Annotated in this window: 19 protein-coding genes and 1 riboswitch; of the genes, 7 read left to right on the top strand and 12 right to left on the bottom strand. The window is 35.2% G+C overall.

Annotated features, from left to right (window positions below):
• Positions 1-30 precede the first annotated feature (30 nt).
• From greA to FNW38_RS03425, 3 genes are all read left to right on the top strand, one after another.
• A complete protein-coding gene (greA, locus tag FNW38_RS03435; protein WP_039108693.1) occupies positions 31-507 on the top strand; it encodes a transcription elongation factor GreA in 477 nt (158 codons plus the stop codon).
• Between the two features lie 107 nt (positions 508-614).
• Complete coding sequence (locus tag FNW38_RS03430) at positions 615-1,004, top strand: HIT family protein (RefSeq protein WP_144064461.1); 390 nt, start codon at positions 615-617, stop codon at positions 1,002-1,004.
• Positions 1,005-1,099: 95 nt separating this feature from the next.
• Positions 1,100-2,272 (top strand): transglutaminase domain-containing protein, encoded by a 1,173-nt coding sequence (locus FNW38_RS03425; RefSeq protein WP_144064462.1) that lies wholly within the window; start codon positions 1,100-1,102, stop codon positions 2,270-2,272.
• Here the strand turns inward: FNW38_RS03425 and FNW38_RS03420 are convergent.
• The gene (locus FNW38_RS03420; RefSeq protein ID WP_143385919.1) at positions 2,264-3,418 is read right to left on the bottom strand and encodes a sensor histidine kinase; all 1,155 of its coding nucleotides are present in this window, start codon (positions 3,416-3,418) and stop codon (positions 2,264-2,266) included. The two genes, FNW38_RS03425 and FNW38_RS03420, sit on opposite strands and share 9 nt — an antisense overlap.
• Before the next feature lie 187 nt (positions 3,419-3,605).
• Here FNW38_RS03420 and FNW38_RS03415 point away from each other — a divergent pair, with 187 nt between their 5' ends.
• The 4 genes from FNW38_RS03415 to FNW38_RS03400 all read left to right on the top strand — a co-directional run bounded on the left by FNW38_RS03415 (position 3,606) and on the right by FNW38_RS03400 (position 6,478).
• Complete coding sequence (locus tag FNW38_RS03415; RefSeq protein WP_143385920.1) at positions 3,606-4,481, top strand: flavin reductase family protein; 876 nt, start codon at positions 3,606-3,608, stop codon at positions 4,479-4,481.
• 27 nt (positions 4,482-4,508) lie between these two features.
• Positions 4,509-4,886, top strand: a complete 378-nt coding sequence (locus FNW38_RS03410; protein ID WP_143385921.1) for a DUF3127 domain-containing protein — start codon at positions 4,509-4,511, stop codon at positions 4,884-4,886.
• Positions 4,887-4,966: 80 nt separating this feature from the next.
• Positions 4,967-5,611 carry a leucyl/phenylalanyl-tRNA--protein transferase gene (gene aat, locus FNW38_RS03405; protein ID WP_143385922.1) on the top strand — a complete coding sequence of 215 codons (645 nt, stop codon included), beginning with the start codon at positions 4,967-4,969 and terminating at the stop codon, positions 5,609-5,611.
• 72 nt (positions 5,612-5,683) lie between these two features.
• Entirely contained in the window at positions 5,684-6,478 is a 795-nt protein-coding gene (locus tag FNW38_RS03400; RefSeq protein WP_143385923.1) for an MOSC domain-containing protein, read from the top strand.
• Here FNW38_RS03400 and FNW38_RS03395 read toward each other — a convergent pair.
• The 11 genes from FNW38_RS03395 to FNW38_RS03345 form a co-directional block, all read right to left on the bottom strand.
• Positions 6,475-7,185, bottom strand: a complete 711-nt coding sequence (locus tag FNW38_RS03395) for a HesA/MoeB/ThiF family protein (protein ID WP_143385924.1) — start codon at positions 7,183-7,185, stop codon at positions 6,475-6,477. The two genes, FNW38_RS03400 and FNW38_RS03395, sit on opposite strands and share 4 nt — an antisense overlap.
• 18 nt (positions 7,186-7,203) lie before the next feature.
• Complete coding sequence (thiH, locus tag FNW38_RS03390; RefSeq protein WP_143385925.1) at positions 7,204-8,325, bottom strand: 2-iminoacetate synthase ThiH; 1,122 nt, start codon at positions 8,323-8,325, stop codon at positions 7,204-7,206.
• Between the two features lie 82 nt (positions 8,326-8,407).
• Complete coding sequence (locus tag FNW38_RS03385) at positions 8,408-9,178, bottom strand: thiazole synthase (RefSeq protein WP_143385926.1); 771 nt, start codon at positions 9,176-9,178, stop codon at positions 8,408-8,410.
• Positions 9,165-9,797, bottom strand: coding sequence for a thiamine phosphate synthase (locus FNW38_RS03380; protein ID WP_143385927.1), 633 nt, complete (start codon positions 9,795-9,797; stop codon positions 9,165-9,167). The genes FNW38_RS03385 and FNW38_RS03380 overlap by 14 nt, the downstream gene beginning before the upstream one ends.
• Positions 9,790-10,545 carry a hydroxymethylpyrimidine/phosphomethylpyrimidine kinase gene (locus FNW38_RS03375; RefSeq protein WP_143385928.1) on the bottom strand — a complete coding sequence of 252 codons (756 nt, stop codon included), beginning with the start codon at positions 10,543-10,545 and terminating at the stop codon, positions 9,790-9,792. Before FNW38_RS03375 ends, FNW38_RS03380 begins: the two co-directional genes overlap by 8 nt.
• Entirely contained in the window at positions 10,518-11,117 is a 600-nt protein-coding gene (locus tag FNW38_RS03370; protein ID WP_144064463.1) for a thiamine phosphate synthase, read from the bottom strand. The genes FNW38_RS03375 and FNW38_RS03370 overlap by 28 nt, the downstream gene beginning before the upstream one ends.
• A gap of 21 nt (positions 11,118-11,138) precedes the next feature.
• Entirely contained in the window at positions 11,139-12,962 is a 1,824-nt protein-coding gene (thiC, locus tag FNW38_RS03365) for a phosphomethylpyrimidine synthase ThiC (RefSeq protein WP_143385930.1), read from the bottom strand.
• A 143-nt stretch (positions 12,963-13,105) separates the two neighbouring features.
• Positions 13,106-13,312, bottom strand: a complete 207-nt coding sequence (gene thiS, locus FNW38_RS03360) for a sulfur carrier protein ThiS (RefSeq protein ID WP_143385931.1) — start codon at positions 13,310-13,312, stop codon at positions 13,106-13,108.
• 64 nt (positions 13,313-13,376) lie between these two features.
• Positions 13,377-13,473, bottom strand: a riboswitch (TPP riboswitch).
• Positions 13,474-13,593: 120 nt separating this feature from the next.
• Entirely contained in the window at positions 13,594-14,154 is a 561-nt protein-coding gene (locus FNW38_RS03355) for a DNA-3-methyladenine glycosylase I (protein ID WP_144064464.1), read from the bottom strand.
• Between the two features lie 2 nt (positions 14,155-14,156).
• The gene (locus FNW38_RS03350) at positions 14,157-14,804 is read right to left on the bottom strand and encodes a queuosine precursor transporter (protein ID WP_143385933.1); all 648 of its coding nucleotides are present in this window, start codon (positions 14,802-14,804) and stop codon (positions 14,157-14,159) included.
• A gap of 97 nt (positions 14,805-14,901) precedes the next feature.
• Positions 14,902-15,870 carry a hypothetical protein gene (locus tag FNW38_RS03345; protein ID WP_143385934.1) on the bottom strand — a complete coding sequence of 323 codons (969 nt, stop codon included), beginning with the start codon at positions 15,868-15,870 and terminating at the stop codon, positions 14,902-14,904.
• Positions 15,871-15,879: the final 9 nt, after the last annotated feature.

Genomic DNA, 15,879 nt, shown 5'->3' with positions numbered 1-15,879 from the left:
ATTTTTTCTATTTATATAAATGACGAAATTATGAGCACAGTATCTTATTACACCGCAGAAGGATTAAAGAAGTTAAGAGAAGAATTAGATTATTTGAAAAGTGTAATGCGTCCAAAAGCATCTGCAGATATAGCTGAGGCAAGAGATAAAGGTGATTTGTCTGAAAATGCAGAATATGATGCAGCCAAAGAAGCACAAGGAATGCTGGAAATGCGAATTGCTAAACTGGAAGAAGTACATTCTAATGCTCGATTAATCGATGAAACTCATCTTGATCTTTCTAAAGTATTGGTTTTGTCCAATGTGAAAATCAAAAACCAAACCAATGGAATGGAAATGAAATACACGTTGGTTGCCGAAAGTGAAGCGGATTTGAAAACAGGAAAAATCTCTGTAACCTCGCCAATTGGTAAAGGTTTACTAGGGAAATCTGTTGGTGAATTTGCTGAGATTACAGTTCCTAATGGTGTTTTGAAATTCGAAATTCTAGAAATTTCCCGCGACTAAAGTCAGTATTCAGTGTTCAGTCACGGTGTTCAGTTTTTTAGTAAACGATTGACATCTGTCATCTAAATGTCGATTATCTTAAAATCTATTATCTAAAAGCCTTACTCATGAGTTCTATTTTTAAAAAAATAATAAACGGAGAAATCCCGTGTTATAAAATCGCTGAGGATGATAATTTTTTGGCGTTTTTGGATGTAAATCCAAATGCAAAAGGACATACCCTTTGTGTTCCGAAACAAGAAATCGATAAAATTTTTGATATTGATGATGATTTGTATATTGGACTAATGCAGTTCTCAAAAAAAATAGCCATAGCATTGGAAAAAACAATTCCTTGTAAAAGAATTGGAATGGCAGTTATTGGCCTTGAAGTGCCTCATGCACACGTTCATCTGATTCCTTTGAATGAAATGGATGAAATGCGTTTTCAAAATAAAGTCTCAATGTCTAAAGAAGAATTTGAAGCATTAGCAATACGTATTAAAACCAATTTATAATAGTTGCACAAATAAAATAAATTGGTACGGTTTTCGTTTAGAAAGGGAATAGGTGAAAACCCATTCCCTTTTAATTTTTGAGCCTACCCTGTAAGATGAAAAACATTTATTTAATTCTTTCTTTCTTTTTTACCCTTTTAAGTTTCGGTCAGGTTAATGCAGGATATGCTTTGATTGACAAGAAAATGTCTACTATTTCCACAAGTTCTACTAATTCTACTGAGGCGATTGCCAATTATATAAATGCTAATTTTAAAACAGATGCCGATAAAATTCGTGCTGTTTTTTATTGGACCGCATCAAATATCAGCTACGATGTTGCTAATATGTTTACTGTAAACTTTAATGAAACTCCGCAAGAACAAATAATGAAAACCTTAAAAACAAAGAAAGGTGTTTGTATTCATTATGCTGAGGTTTTTAATGATATTTCGAATAAAATTGGAATACAATCATACATAATAGAAGGCTATACAAAGCAATATGGGAAAGTGGCAAACTTGGCTCATGCCTGGTGTGCTGCAAAAATTGATGATAAGTGGTATTTGTTTGACCCTACTTGGGGTTCCGGTTATGTAAACAATGGGAAATTTTTAAAAAAATTAAATGAGAATTATTTTAAGGCAGAACCCACAAAATTGATTTCTTCTCATATTCCTTTTGATTATTTATGGCAGTTTCTAAATTATCCAATTACCAATAATGAGTTTTATGCAGGTATAACTCAAATTAATAAATCGAAAAAATATTTCAGTTTTGAGAGTGAAATTTCCAAATACAATACCTTATCAGAAATCGATAAATTATTTGAGTCTGCTGTAAGGATAGAAAAAAATGGAGTTAAAAATGCCATGATTTTAGAACGTCTGGAAGGTAAAAAGAAAGAGATGACTTATTTACGACAAAACTCGAATGTTGAAAAATTGAATTCAATAGTCAACAATTACAATGAGGCTGTCGACTTATTAAACGACTTTGTTCATTATAGAAATAATAAGTTTAAACCCATTTTATCTGATGATGAAATTAGCAGCATGATTCAAGCACCAATTGAAAAATTAGCCAAATGCCAAGACGCTATTTACACCATCGGTTCGATTGGAACTGAGAATTCCTCTAATTTAACTTCGTTAAAAAAATCTATCAATGATGTTTTGGGGCAAGCAAAAGAACATGAGTTATTTGTACAGGAATATTTGAGTAAGTCAAAAAACGTCAGAAAAACGATGTTTACTAAGGTTTTTTGGTTTGGAGTTCCGTTAAACTAAATTGCTTTTTTTAAAACTGACTTGCATTGTTGTTCCTTTTCCTATTTCGGAATTCAGTACTTTTATGGTTCCTTTGTGATATTCTTCCACAATTCTTTTGGTTAAAGAAAGACCTAAGCCCCAACCCCGTTTTTTAGTCGTAAATCCGGGTTCAAATATAGTTTTGAATTGTTTTTTTTGAATTCCGCCTCCAGAATCTATAATGTTTATATTAACAGTATTGCCTTCTTGCTCAATTTCTAAAGCTAATTTTCCTCTTCCTTTCATGGCATCGATAGCATTTTTGACCAGATTTTCTATCGTCCAGCTGTGTAGAGTTGGATTCAGAGAAACCATAATAGGTGACTTTGGTGCTTTGAATGAAAATTCAATTTGTTTTGAAAATCGAGATTGCAAATAATCATAAGACTGAAGCGTTTCTTTCACAATATCTTTGTTTTCTAATTTTGGTTCTGAACCTATTTTTGAAAAACGATCTGTTATGGTTTGTAAACGCTCAATGTCTTTTTCAATTTCGAAAGTAGTGCTCTCATCTACATTTTCAGATTTCAAGAGTTCTACCCAGCCTATCAAGGAAGAAAGCGGTGTTCCTATTTGGTGTGCGGTCTCTTTTGCCATTCCTGCCCAAAGTTTATTTTGCGTGGCCATTTTGGTACTTCTGTAGAAATTATATACTAAGCCACCAAATAGCACTATAATGAGCAATAAAGCAATCGGGTAATATTTTAGTTTGTTCAGTAATGCCGAATTACCATAATATAGTTTTTGAAATTTTCCCGGCACATATTCAATTACAATAGGCTCGTTCTCATTTTTTAAATCGTCTAAAAATGCATTAGCCTTAGGTTTATTTTTCACAATGGCATCATCAATATTTACGGTATTTATGATGCTGTCATTTTCTGTAAGTATTATGGGAATTGAGGTATTATTACTGAAAATTTGAAGCGGAAGTTCTACATCAGTATTCTCACCTGCATTGATGAGCGTCTTTTGTGCTTTTGCCCAAAGATTCATTTTTAATCGTTCTTCATTTTTGAAGATTTGAAAAAAAGTGTAGGTGTTCCAGAGAATTAATGAAATTATTAAAAAAGAAGCAAAAATAATAATCCAACGGGTTGTATTTTTTCTTTCTGAAAATTGCATAAATTAAAATTTGAGGTATAAATATAACGAAATATCAGCATTATTATTTTAGTTTTATGCAAAGAATTGTTTTAGTAAAAACTATTCAATTTATTTGTTCTTAAATCTTTGATCGTCCTTTTTAAATTTAAACCATTTACTTACTTTTGTGAGTTAAGAAACGTATTTATGTACAAAGAAGAAAAGCATGATTAGTATTGATCCTAAAAGTATTGAAACAGTAAAGTTGCAAGGCTATTTGCAAAGCTCTGTTGGGCCAAGGCCTATAGCTTTTGCAAGTACTATTGGAACTAATGGAATTCCTAATTTATCGCCTTTCAGTTTCTTTAATGTGTTCAGTGCCAATCCTCCAATTCTTATTTTTTCACCGGCAAGACGGGTTCGTGATAATTCGATTAAACACACTTTAATCAATGCCGAAGCAACTCGTGAAGTGGTAATTAATGTGGTGAATTATGATATGGTGCAACAAACTTCTCTAGCAAGTACGGAGTATGCAGATGGGGTAAATGAGTTTATAAAATCGGGTTTGACGCCGATTCCTTCTGATATTGTAAAACCCTTCAGAGTGAAAGAATCGCCAGTTCAATTTGAATGCAAAGTCACTCAGATTATTCCTTTGGGAAGTGAAGGAGGAGCGGGAAATTTAATACTTTGTGAAGTGTTGAGAATTCATATTGCTGAAGCAGTTTTAGACGAAAACGGAGCAATTGATCAGTATAAAATAGATTTAGTTTCAAGATTAGGCGGTAACTGGTATTCCAGATCAAACCAAGGACTTTTTGAAGTGCCAAAACCACTATCAACATTAGGAATTGGAGTAGATGCTGTTCCAAGTTTTATAAAAGAAAGCCCTGTTTTTGATGGAAATGATTTAGGTATGTTAGGTAATATTGAAGCCTTGCCTACAATGGAAGAAGTTAGTATATTTGTAAAACAGAATTTTGCTGTAAAAGGCGTTTTAAGTTCTGATGATCAGGAAAAAGTGCACTTAGAGGCTAAAAAATATTTGGATGACAATGATGTTTTATCTGCTTGGAAAGTGCTTTTAGCAAAAAAATAACTTAAATAACAATAAAAAATAACGAAGATGGAAGTTACAGGAAAAATTAAAATGCTTGGGGATGCTAAAAATGTAGGAAGCGGTAGTTTCTTAAAAAGAGAGCTTGTAGTAACAACAGAGGAACAATATCCACAACATATTTTAGTGGAATTTGTACAAGATAAATGTGATTTGTTGAATAGTTTTAAAGTGGGTGAAGCGGTAAAAGTTTCTATTAATTTAAGAGGACGCGAATGGGTTGATCCACAAGGGGTGACTAAATATTTCAATGCTATCCAAGGATGGAGAGTGGAAAGATTAGCTGCTGATGCACCTAATGCACAAACGCCTCCAATGCCAGCTGCTGAAGCATTTGCTCCAGCTACAAATTTAAACGAAGAAGAAGCAGACGATTTACCATTTTAATCATTTGATTTTCTATTGATATAGTGATTCAAACCCGACAGGTATTCCAAATAACTGTCGGGTTTATTTTTTAATAAAGAATGTATTATTTATCAGCTCCTTTAATTTTTCCGCCTGTTTCCGAAGCGAATGCCGATGGGATTCTCGCTGTTGGAGGGGACTTATCGCCAGAGCGTTTGCAACTTGCTTACAAAAGTGGAATTTTTCCATGGTTTGAAGAAGGGGAGCCCATAATGTGGTGGTCACCTAATCCCAGAATGGTGTTGTTTCTGGATGAGTTGATTGTTTCCAAAAGTATGCGTAACATTCTTAATAGAAATATTTTCAAAGTTACCTTTAATCTGAATTTCAGAGCCGTAATTTCGAATTGTCAAAACATAAAGCGCGATGGACAAAACGGGACTTGGATTACCAATGATATGATTGAAGCTTATTGTAAATTGCACGAATTAGGAATTGCCAAATCAGTAGAAGTTTGGCAAGGTGATGAGTTGGTAGGCGGTTTGTATGGTGTCGATTTAGAGCATGTTTTCTGTGGAGAAAGTATGTTTTCTACAGTTTCAAATGCTTCAAAAGTGGCTTTTATTGCTTTGGTAAACCAATTAAAGGCAGCCAATTATAAATTGTTAGATTGTCAGGTTTATAATCCTCATCTCGAAAGTTTGGGCTGCAGGGAAATTGACAGAGAAGAATTCATGAGTATTTTGAATGTTTCTAAAAAGTAAGTTCCGCTATCTTTTTTGATTCTTGAATTTGAAAAACAAGTATTTTTATAGCCAATTAAATTTTAAAATGTAATGGACAATACTCCTTTTATTAGCGAAATCTACATCTATCCCATCAAAAGTTTAGGAGGAATCAGTTGTCAAAGTGCCAGGGCTGAAGAAATGGGTTTTGAAAATGACAGACGATGGATGCTAATTGATGAAAACAATCAATTTATAAGCCAAAGAAAGCATCCTATTCTAAGTCAGTTTCAGCCTCAAATTTTAGAAGACAAAATTGAGATAACCTACCAAGATAAAAAACATACTTTTTTGATTAATGAAAGCATAAATAATCCAATTTTAGTGTCTGTTTGGGATGATCAAAGCGAAGTTTTCGAGGTTAATAAAACTACTTCAGATTGGTTTAGTGAATGCCTCGGTTTTGCCTGTAAATTGGTAAAAATTATTGAAATTGGAGATAGAAAACATAAGAGCAAGGCATTGAATGTCACTTTAAATGTTAGCTTAGCCGATGGTTATCCGTATTTATTAGTAGGTAGCGAAAGTTTAGACCACTTAAATGAAAAATTAGAAGAAAAGATTACCGTTGCAAGATTTAGACCCAATATTGTTATTAGCAGCAAGCGTGCCCATGAAGAGGATCACTTTGGGATTATCAAATTAGGGGATGTTACGTTCAAAAATGTAAAACCTTGTGCCAGATGTATAATGGTCAATAATGATCCAATGAAAAGTATTGTGCTAAAAGAACCGTTAAAGACATTAAGTACTTACCGAAAAGTGGATAAGAATGTTCTTTTTGGAACCAATTTAGTGTGTGTCGAAAAAGGTGTTGTTAATGTTGGGGATGTTTTAAGTTTTTAAAATCTAAGTTTGTTAAAACTCCAATCTAAGCTATTAAATAGTACCAATTCATTTTCTAAAGTAGGTAAATCCATAATTAGTTTCAAAGTTTCATGTGCCATCATCGTGCCGATAATTCCGGGAAGCGTACCCAATACGCCATTCAAATTACAATTGGGAACATCTTTTGGATTCGGCGGTTCTGGGAACAAGTCACGAAGATTTTTATTTCCATTGTTATTGAAAACTGCCATTTGTCCTTCAAATTTCAAAATGCTGCCGTAAATCAATGATTTTCCTAAGGCCACACAAGTATCATTTACTAAATAGCGGGTAGCAAAATTATCGCAACCGTCAACAATTACATCAAAATTCATGATGATTTGTGCGGCATTTTCAATAGTTAATTTTTCTTCAAAAGCGATAATATCAATCAGTGGATTTAAAGTTTCCAAAACCGATTTTGCCGTAATTGCTTTTGATTTACCAACATGTTTCTCCGTATATAAAATTTGGCGGTGAAGGTTGTGTAATTCTATTTTATCAAAATCTACAATTCCAATAGTTCCAATTCCAGCCGTTGCTATATATTGCAAAATGGGACAACCCAATCCTCCAGCACCAATCACTAAAACGGTAGCTTTCTTGAGTTTTTCTTGTCCTGAATCACCTATTTCCGGTAACATCATTTGTCGGTTATACCGTAAAAAATCTTGAATAATACTCATATTCTGCAATCTAAAATGTTAATCTATATTTGTATAACTTCTATCCCAATCCTTCCAAACGGGTTCGTATCCTCTACTGGAAATGACTTTCGCAATCTCCGAAGCCGATCGTTCGTCACTGATTTCAAATTGCTCCAATGATTGTGGATCAACGACATAACCGCCAGGATTGGTTTTAGAACCGGCACTCATACTGGTAATACCAATTGGAATAATATTATCACGGAATTTTTCATTTTCACGGGTTGACATGGAGATTTCTAAATCCTCATTCCACAAACGGTAGGCACAAATGAGTTGCGTCAAATCGGTATCATCCATGATAAAGTTGGGCTCAATAACTCCTTCTGCCGGTCGTAACCTAGGGAAAGAAACTGCATATTTAGTTTGCCAATAGGTTTTTTGTAAATAATCTAAATGTAAGGCATTGAAAAAACTGTCCGTACGCCAATCTTCCAATCCTAATAAAACACCCAATCCAATTTTATGAATACCTGCAGTTCCTACTCGGTCCGGTGTTTCTAAACGAAAGTCGAAATTCGATTTTTTTCCTTTGGTATGGTATTGTTTATAAACATCACGATGATAGGTTTCCTGATATACTAAAATGGAATAGATTCCAGCGTTATGCAATTGTTCGTATTCTTCCGTTGAAAGTGGTTGCACTTCAGCTGAAATGGTGGAAAAGTCATTTTTTATTTGAGCAATTGTCTTCAGAAAATAATGAATGTTTACGGTATGATTTGCTTCGCCGGTCACCAACAAAACATGATCAAACCCCGCTTTTTTTAAGACCTCAATTTCCAATGTAATTTCACTTTCGGTAAGTGTTTTTCGTTTGATTTTGTTATCCAAACTAAAACCGCAATAGGTGCAAATGTTTTGGCATTCGTTGCTTAAATACAAAGGAGCATACATTTGAATCGTTTTGCCAAATCTTTTTTTGGTTAATTCATGGGCCTGTTGCGCCATTTGCTCTAAATAGGGTTGGGCAGCAGGTGAAATTAGTGCCAAAAAATCATCGAGATTGCGTTTGCTTTTGGCCAAAGCCTGTTCGACTTCCAGCGCAGTGGTGCTGTATATTTTGGATTTAATAGTGTCCCAATCGTAGTTGTCAAAAACCGATTTAAATGTTTTCATCGTTTAAGTTGGTTGTTTAGTAATCGTCATTTTTATTATTCGGTTTCGGCTCCCTCTCCTTTGGAGAGGGTTGGGGAGAGGATTACTCATACAAAAACGCTGTCAAAGGACTCGAAGCCACTGCTCGATTTACTTTTTGAGCCAATTGTGCTTCAAATGCTTTTCTTCCTGCAATGACAGCTTCTCTAAAAGCCTCTGCCATCAATTTTGGATTTCCCGCAACCGCAATGGCAGTGTTTACTAAAACCGCATCTGCGCCGAGTTCCATCGCTTTTGCAGCATCAGATGGAGCGCCAATTCCTGCATCGATAATTACAGGAACTCTACTTTGTTCGATAATGATTTCTAAAAAATCGATAGTTTTTAATCCTTTGTTGCTGCCAATGGGCGAGCCCAAAGGCATTACTGCTGAAGTTCCCGCATCTTCCAAACGTTTACATAAAACCGGATCTGCATGGATGTAAGGCAAAACGATAAATCCTAATTTGGCTAATGCTTCCGTTGCTTTCAGCGTTTCTATTGCATCAGGCATTAAATATTTTGGATCAGGATGAATTTCGAGTTTGAGCCAATTGGTTTCTAATGCTTCCCGAGCCAATTGTGCTGCAAAAATGGCTTCTTTGGCATTTCTTGCGCCAGAAGTATTGGGTAATAAATTAATTTGCGGATGTTTAAGATGTGATAAAATGGCATCCGTTTCGGTTTCCAAATCGACACGTTTTAGCGCTACGGTTACTAACTCGCTCCCAGATGCTAAAATGGCTTCTTCCATTTGTTGATTGGAACCGAATTTTCCTGTGCCTAAAAACAAGCGAGAGGCAAAGGTTTTATCTCCTATTTTAAATGGTAACATATAATTTGTCGTTAAGTTGAGTGATAAGTTGAGATGGATTTTCGCTTTGTGTAATCAAACCAGAAACGGCTATACCGTGAATTCCGGTTTCCATAAGGCTTTCGACATTTTCCAGTGTGATGCCACCAATGGCATAAATGGGAACTTTGATGTTTTTTATTTTCATTTGTTCGATAATCGAAAGATACCCTTCAAGTCCCAAAATCGGACTTAAATTTTGTTTGGTAGCTGTAAATTGGAATGGACCCAAACCAATATAATCACAATTTTCTTCTGTTCTTTGAAGTACATCATCAAAAGTATTTGCAGTGCCTCCAATGATTTTTGTTTTTCCTAAAATGGGTCTTGCTTCTTCAATGTTCATGTCACTCAAACCTAAATGGACTCCATCAGCATCCAATTGTTGTGCTAAATAGACGTTGTCATTGATGATAAAAGTGGCTAAATATTCTTTGCATAACATTTTTACGGCTTCCGCCAAAGTGAAAACTTCAAACGCATTTTGGTTTTTGAATCGCAATTGGATCCAATCGCAACCATTGTCCAGTGCTTTGTGAATGTTGTATAATTGTTCTTCGACTGTATTTCCCTGTGAAATGTACTGTAACTTGTTATACATGATGATATCCTAATTTAGTTTGGTTAGATTGTAAGTAGGTTTCTATATATTTTTTGGCATTACTGCAAGCTGTTTTCAGGTCCTGTTCCAAAGCTATATTTGCCGCAATGGCTGATGATAATACGCAACCGGAGCCATGCTTTTCGAAAACCAAAGTGTTATTTGGTGTAAGCTTGAAAATCTTATTTCCCAGATATAAATAATCAACACCTATTTTGTCTGGATTATGACCTCCTTTTAGTAAAATAGAACAATGTTTTGATAATTCTTGAGCAATTACATCTGGGTTTTTTTCTACTGAAGAGAATTGTAAAATCTCATTGTAATTGGGTGTTATCAAATCAATTTCTTCCAATATTTCAATCAAAATAGCTTGATTTTCGATGTTCATAAAATTGAATTCGGTAGTGGATTTCAAAACCGTATCCCAAACAATTTTTGTTTTTGGTGAAAGTCTTTTTACAGTAAAAACAATTTCTTTTAAATAATCCAATGAAGGAACAATTCCAATTTTTACTGCCTTGATGGTATAGTTTTGAAACAATTTGTCCAATGATTTCAAAACAAAAGTCAAGTCTGTCCATTGCATTTCGTAGAATACATTTTCCGTTTGAATGGTGTTGCCAGTATTAATGGCAAAACCAGACACACGATGCTGTTCGAATGTTTTTGCATCTGCCAAAACTCCCGCACCTCCTGTGGGATCGAAACCGGCGATGGTTAATACAAATGGACGATTTGCTGACATAGTTTATAATTTTCTATAGTGTTACTGCTGTTCCAAATGGTACCTAAAAGCGCCACATCATCAAAGCCATATTCCAATGCAGCTTTGATTCTCTCGGATGTAATTCCTCCTAATGCAACCAATGCAGTTTTGTTGTTCTTCCTTTGTTTCAATTCCATTCTAAAATCAAGATTCGAAGCGTAATTTGGTTTAGAAATACTTTCGAAAACCGGCCCAAAAAAGGCATAATCAAATGCATCGGATAGTTTTTCAAAATCAGCCATACAGTGAATGGAAGTAGAGAGTTTAAATCCTTTTTCTTTCCATTTTTTCAGGCTTTCTTCTGATGTTTCAGTTCTCATTTTTTCTGTAAAATGAATGCGATGTATTCCGAATTCTTTTGCTAAATGATGATGACTGTGTAATGAAAGTTGGTTTCTAAACTCTAGTCCAATTGCAGAAACAAAAACTTCCATTTCGAATTCAGTAAATTCAGATTTTCGAATATGAAATAACTCCATCCCGTTCTCAAAAAGAGCATGGATAGTGTTGATTTCGTTTGTTATTGCAATTGGATTTGAGATTAGTATCATAATTTTTACTCTTCTCTCTTTTTAGCTATAAATCTCTTTCCCGCTTTCTACAAATTCTTGTGATTTCTCTTTCATACCTTTTTCGGCTTCGGCAACATCACGAATTTCTTGTGAGATCTTCATAGAACAAAATTTTGGTCCACACATGGAACAAAAATGAGCCACTTTTGCACCATCAGCCGGTAATGTTTCATCGTGAAATTCACGAGCTGTATCTGGATCTAAAGACAAGTTGAATTGGTCTTCCCAACGGAATTCAAAGCGTGCTTTGCTCAAGGCATTGTCACGGTATTGTGATCCAGGATGACCTTTGGCCAAGTCAGCGGCATGAGCCGAAATCTTATAAGTGATAACACCGTCTTTAACGTCTTTTTTGTTGGGTAAGCCAAGGTGTTCTTTTGGTGTCACGTAGCATAACATCGCGCATCCGTACCAGCCAATCATCGCAGCGCCAATAGCGGAAGTGATGTGGTCATAACCCGGGGCAATATCTGTTGTTAATGGTCCTAAAGTATAAAAAGGAGCTTCATCACAATGTTCTAATTGTTTGTCCATGTTTTCTTTAATCATGTGCATTGGAACGTGACCAGGACCTTCAATAAATACTTGAACGTCGTGTTTCCAAGCTATTTTTGTGAGTTCGCCAAGTGTTTCCAATTCGGCAAACTGAGCGGCGTCATTCGCATCGGCAATAGAACCTGGGCGTAAACCATCTCCTAATGAGAAAGCTACGTCATACTGTTTCATGATTTCGCAAATCTCCTCGAAATGGGTGTAAAGGAAGTTTTCTTTGTGGTGAAACAAACACCATTTTGCCATGATAGAACCACCACGGGAAACGATTCCGGTAACGCGATTGGCAGTTAAATGGATGTAACGCAATAAAACGCCGGCATGGATTGTAAAATAAGAAACCCCTTGTTCCGCTTGTTCTATTAAGGTATCGCGAAATACTTCCCAAGTTAAATCTTCGGCAACGCCATTTACTTTTTCCAAAGCTTGGTAAATAGGCACGGTTCCAATTGGTACTGGAGAATTTCGGATAATCCATTCTCTGGTTTCGTGAATGTTTTTACCTGTTGATAAATCCATAATCGTATCAGCTCCCCAACGGCAAGCCCAAACTGCTTTTTCTACTTCTTCTTCTATAGTTGAAGTTACGGCGCTGTTCCCTATGTTAGCATTAATTTTTACCAAGAAGTTACGTCCCACAATCATCGGTTCGCTTTCTGGATGGTTGATGTTGTTTGGAATAATGGCACGACCTCTGGCTACTTCACTACGGACAAACTCAGGAGTAATTTTAGATTTTGGTGTATTGGCTCCAAAACTGTTTCCGCCATGTTGGCATTGCATCGCCTTGGTTTGTTCGTTTATTAACTCCAAGCGTTGGTTTTCACGAATGGCAATGTATTCCATTTCGGGCGTTATGATTCCTTGTTTTGCATAATACAATTGAGATACATTAGCTCCTTTTTTGGCACGCATGGGTTTGTGCAAATATTCAAAACGCAACTCGTTTAGTTTTTCGTCATTCAGACGTTTTTTTCCGTATTCAGAAGAGATTTCAGTCAGTTCTTCAACGTCATTACGGTCTAAAATCCATTGTTCGCGAATGCGGGGTAATCCTTTTCGAATGTCAATTTCGATATTTGGGTCGGTGAATGGACCTGAAGTATCATAAACAGTTACAGGTGGATTTTTTTCTATTCTTCCGTTGGATAATTTAGTATCTGCCAATGCAATTTCACGCATCGCTACTTTTATCGGGTGAATGGCTCCGTCTACGTAAATTTTTGTAGAGTTTGGAAACGGGGTTCTTGAGATTTTTTCTTCGTTATTCATTTGTTTGAATTTTTTCCTCTCCCCGACCCTCTCCGAAGGAGAGGGAGACAAGATGGATATAGTTATTAGTTGTTTTTTATAATCTAAAATCTACTTCAGATAGCTATCGGAACTGAACACTGAGACTGAACACTGCAAACTAATCAACCTCCTTGAGTTGCAGAGATGATGAGAATGTCGTCGGTTTCTTTTATAGGATGGGAATTCCAGTTGGATTTTGGAATAACGGAATTGTTAATGGCTACGGCAATTCCATTTTGTTTGATGGGAATTTCCAAGTCAAGAAGTGCCTGAACAGTTAGACTGTCAGTTGCAAATTGTTTCGTTTGATTGTTGATTTTAAGCTCCATTCCTTTTGAATTTAGTATACAGTTATACTTTAGGAATGGCTACAAGGACATAATAAATATGCACGGAAGTCATCTTACTTTTCCCTACGGCAGTATGAACTGCGTCAGGTTCAGAGGGTAAAATCTCAGCCTACGTTTTGTAGACACCCCTAAAGTGTGAAGCAAATGTAATTTATTATTTAATAGGTTGTATGTTAAATGTTTGAAATTTTTCAGTCACAGTTTGCAGTTGTCACTTGCGGTATTCTTGAAAACTGAACACTGCGACTGCAAACTGAATACTAATTCCTCTTCCAGCAATCTTCCAGATGATCGTCGACCATTCCTGTTGCTTGCATATGGGCATAAACTACAGTAGATCCCACAAATTTAAACCCGTGTTTTTTCAAATCTTTACTGATAGCGTCAGAAAGGAGAGTAGTGGCAGGGACTTCTTTTAGGGACTGTCGGTTGTTTTGAATTGGTTTTCCTCCGGTGAATTGCCAAATGTATTTGCTGAAACTGCCAAATTCATCTTGCACTTTCATAAACGCAACCGCATTTGAAACAGCGGCGCGAATTTTTAACTGATTCCGAATAATTCCTGCATCTTGTAGCAATTCCTGAATTTTATCTTCAGAATAGGATGCTACTTTTTTATAATCGAAATTATCAAAAGCTAATTTGAAGTTTTCTCTTTTCTTTAGGATAGTGTACCAGCTTAAACCCGCCTGAAAAGTTTCTAAAACCAGAAATTCAAACAATTTTTGATCTTCATACACGGGAACTCCCCATTCTTCGTCATGGTATTTTCGATATAAATCATCTTTTTCGCACCAAGCACATCGTTTTTTTTTTTTCATGATTATTTATTATGAATGTATTTTTCAATTAATGAATGCCCTAAATAAATTAACGGCGTTAGTAAAATAGCAATAATCAACTTTACAAAATATCCAGTAAATGCAGAAGCAATATAAACTTCGGCAGTCATTTTTCCGGTCATCCAGAAGGCAATCCCTAATACAATAAAACTATCAAATAATTGCGAAATAACAGTTGATCCAGTGCTTCGTAACCAAATCATTTTATTGCCGGTTTTGTTTTTAAAAAAGTGAAAAATACTTACGTCAATTAATTGTGAAACTAAAAAAGCTGTAATGCTGCCAACAATTATCCACATGCTTTGTCCAAATACACCATTGAATTGCGCATCGGTTACCAAATTTGTTCCTTTTACAGCGGGTATTTTTAAAGCAAAGAAAAGTAATATAAAACAATAAGCAATTAAACTTGCGGTTATCAATGACAATTTTTTAACCCCTTTTTCTCCAAAATATTCGTTGATTAAATCCGTTGTTACAAATACTATTGGCCATGGCAATATGCCGATACTCATCAAATAAGGACCTACGTAAATAAGTTTCCCTCCTATTAATTCAGCTACAACAGCATTGGTTATGAAAATTCCTGCTAGGATTATGAACACAATATCTTTTTTGGATCTAAACATAAAAAACAATTAGTTTTTTCAAAGTTAAGGTTTTTGTCGAAAAGAAAACCCCAATACTAAGATTGGGGTTTGTATTGATTATTTTTTAGTTGATGTTTTACCACCAACCAATAACGTTGTAAGTAACATTTTTTGGCTGACCGTTACCATAGGCAACACCTACATCGCGATATGCTTTGATCAGATCTTTTTGCAAACCAACTTCTTTTTCATAGTTTAGATTCCATTCTCTTTTATCAATTTCAAGAATCCTTTTTCCAACTCTGTTAGAAAGTGCTTTTACTTCATTAAAACAAGCAGCACTAGGGTCAATTGAGTTTAAGATTTCGCCAACTGAAACGGCTGTGTCATAATCTTGGTTTGTATTCCATAGATGATTTGCTTCGGCTAATTTTACAGAACAATCTCTGTTGATTTTCTTCTTGTAAATAGCAGGGATTACAGCCATTGTTTTGTTGTAACAATCAGTACATTCAACTGGAACGGAAGTAAGTTTGAAAATAGCTTCTTCGTACAAGTTTTGTTTGTCAAGAACTTGTACTTCTTTGATTAACTTATTACAATTAGCATTATAATAATCTATAATTTTGTTTTTTGCATTGGTTACAAATGATTGAATTCCGGCATCGTTTTGATTAATAGATTTCATCGCATCGATATATGCTTTTGTTTCATTAGTGCCAACACCTTTTAACGTTAACGATTTGCTGGCGAATTTTTTACCATCAATTCCATCTCCTATGTATAATGTTACATCTAATGTCAATGCTGTCATAGGGGGAGCAGTTGCCGTTAGATCTTTAGTCATAACATTTGCATTAGCTGTGATGATAAATCTAGAATTATAATTAGAATTAGCGATGCCATTTGTGCTAATAATTTGATTCAATTTATTAGTTAGCATATTTGTTGTATGTTCGGACATACTTTCTTGTGATGGAATGTATGCTGTAAGTGCAATTTTTCCTAACTCATCAGATTTTGCTACATTTTGAGCTACAGAAGTAGCTGTAAAACTTACTATTGCTGCAAAACTATATATGAATTTATTAATTGATTTTTTCATGTTTTATTA

Source organism: Flavobacterium gawalongense, assembly GCF_007097265.1.
Taxonomy (GTDB): Bacteria; Bacteroidota; Bacteroidia; order Flavobacteriales; family Flavobacteriaceae; genus Flavobacterium; species Flavobacterium gawalongense.
Note: the sequence above shows the minus strand (reverse complement) of the source record. Positions and strands in the feature narration are given on the sequence as shown.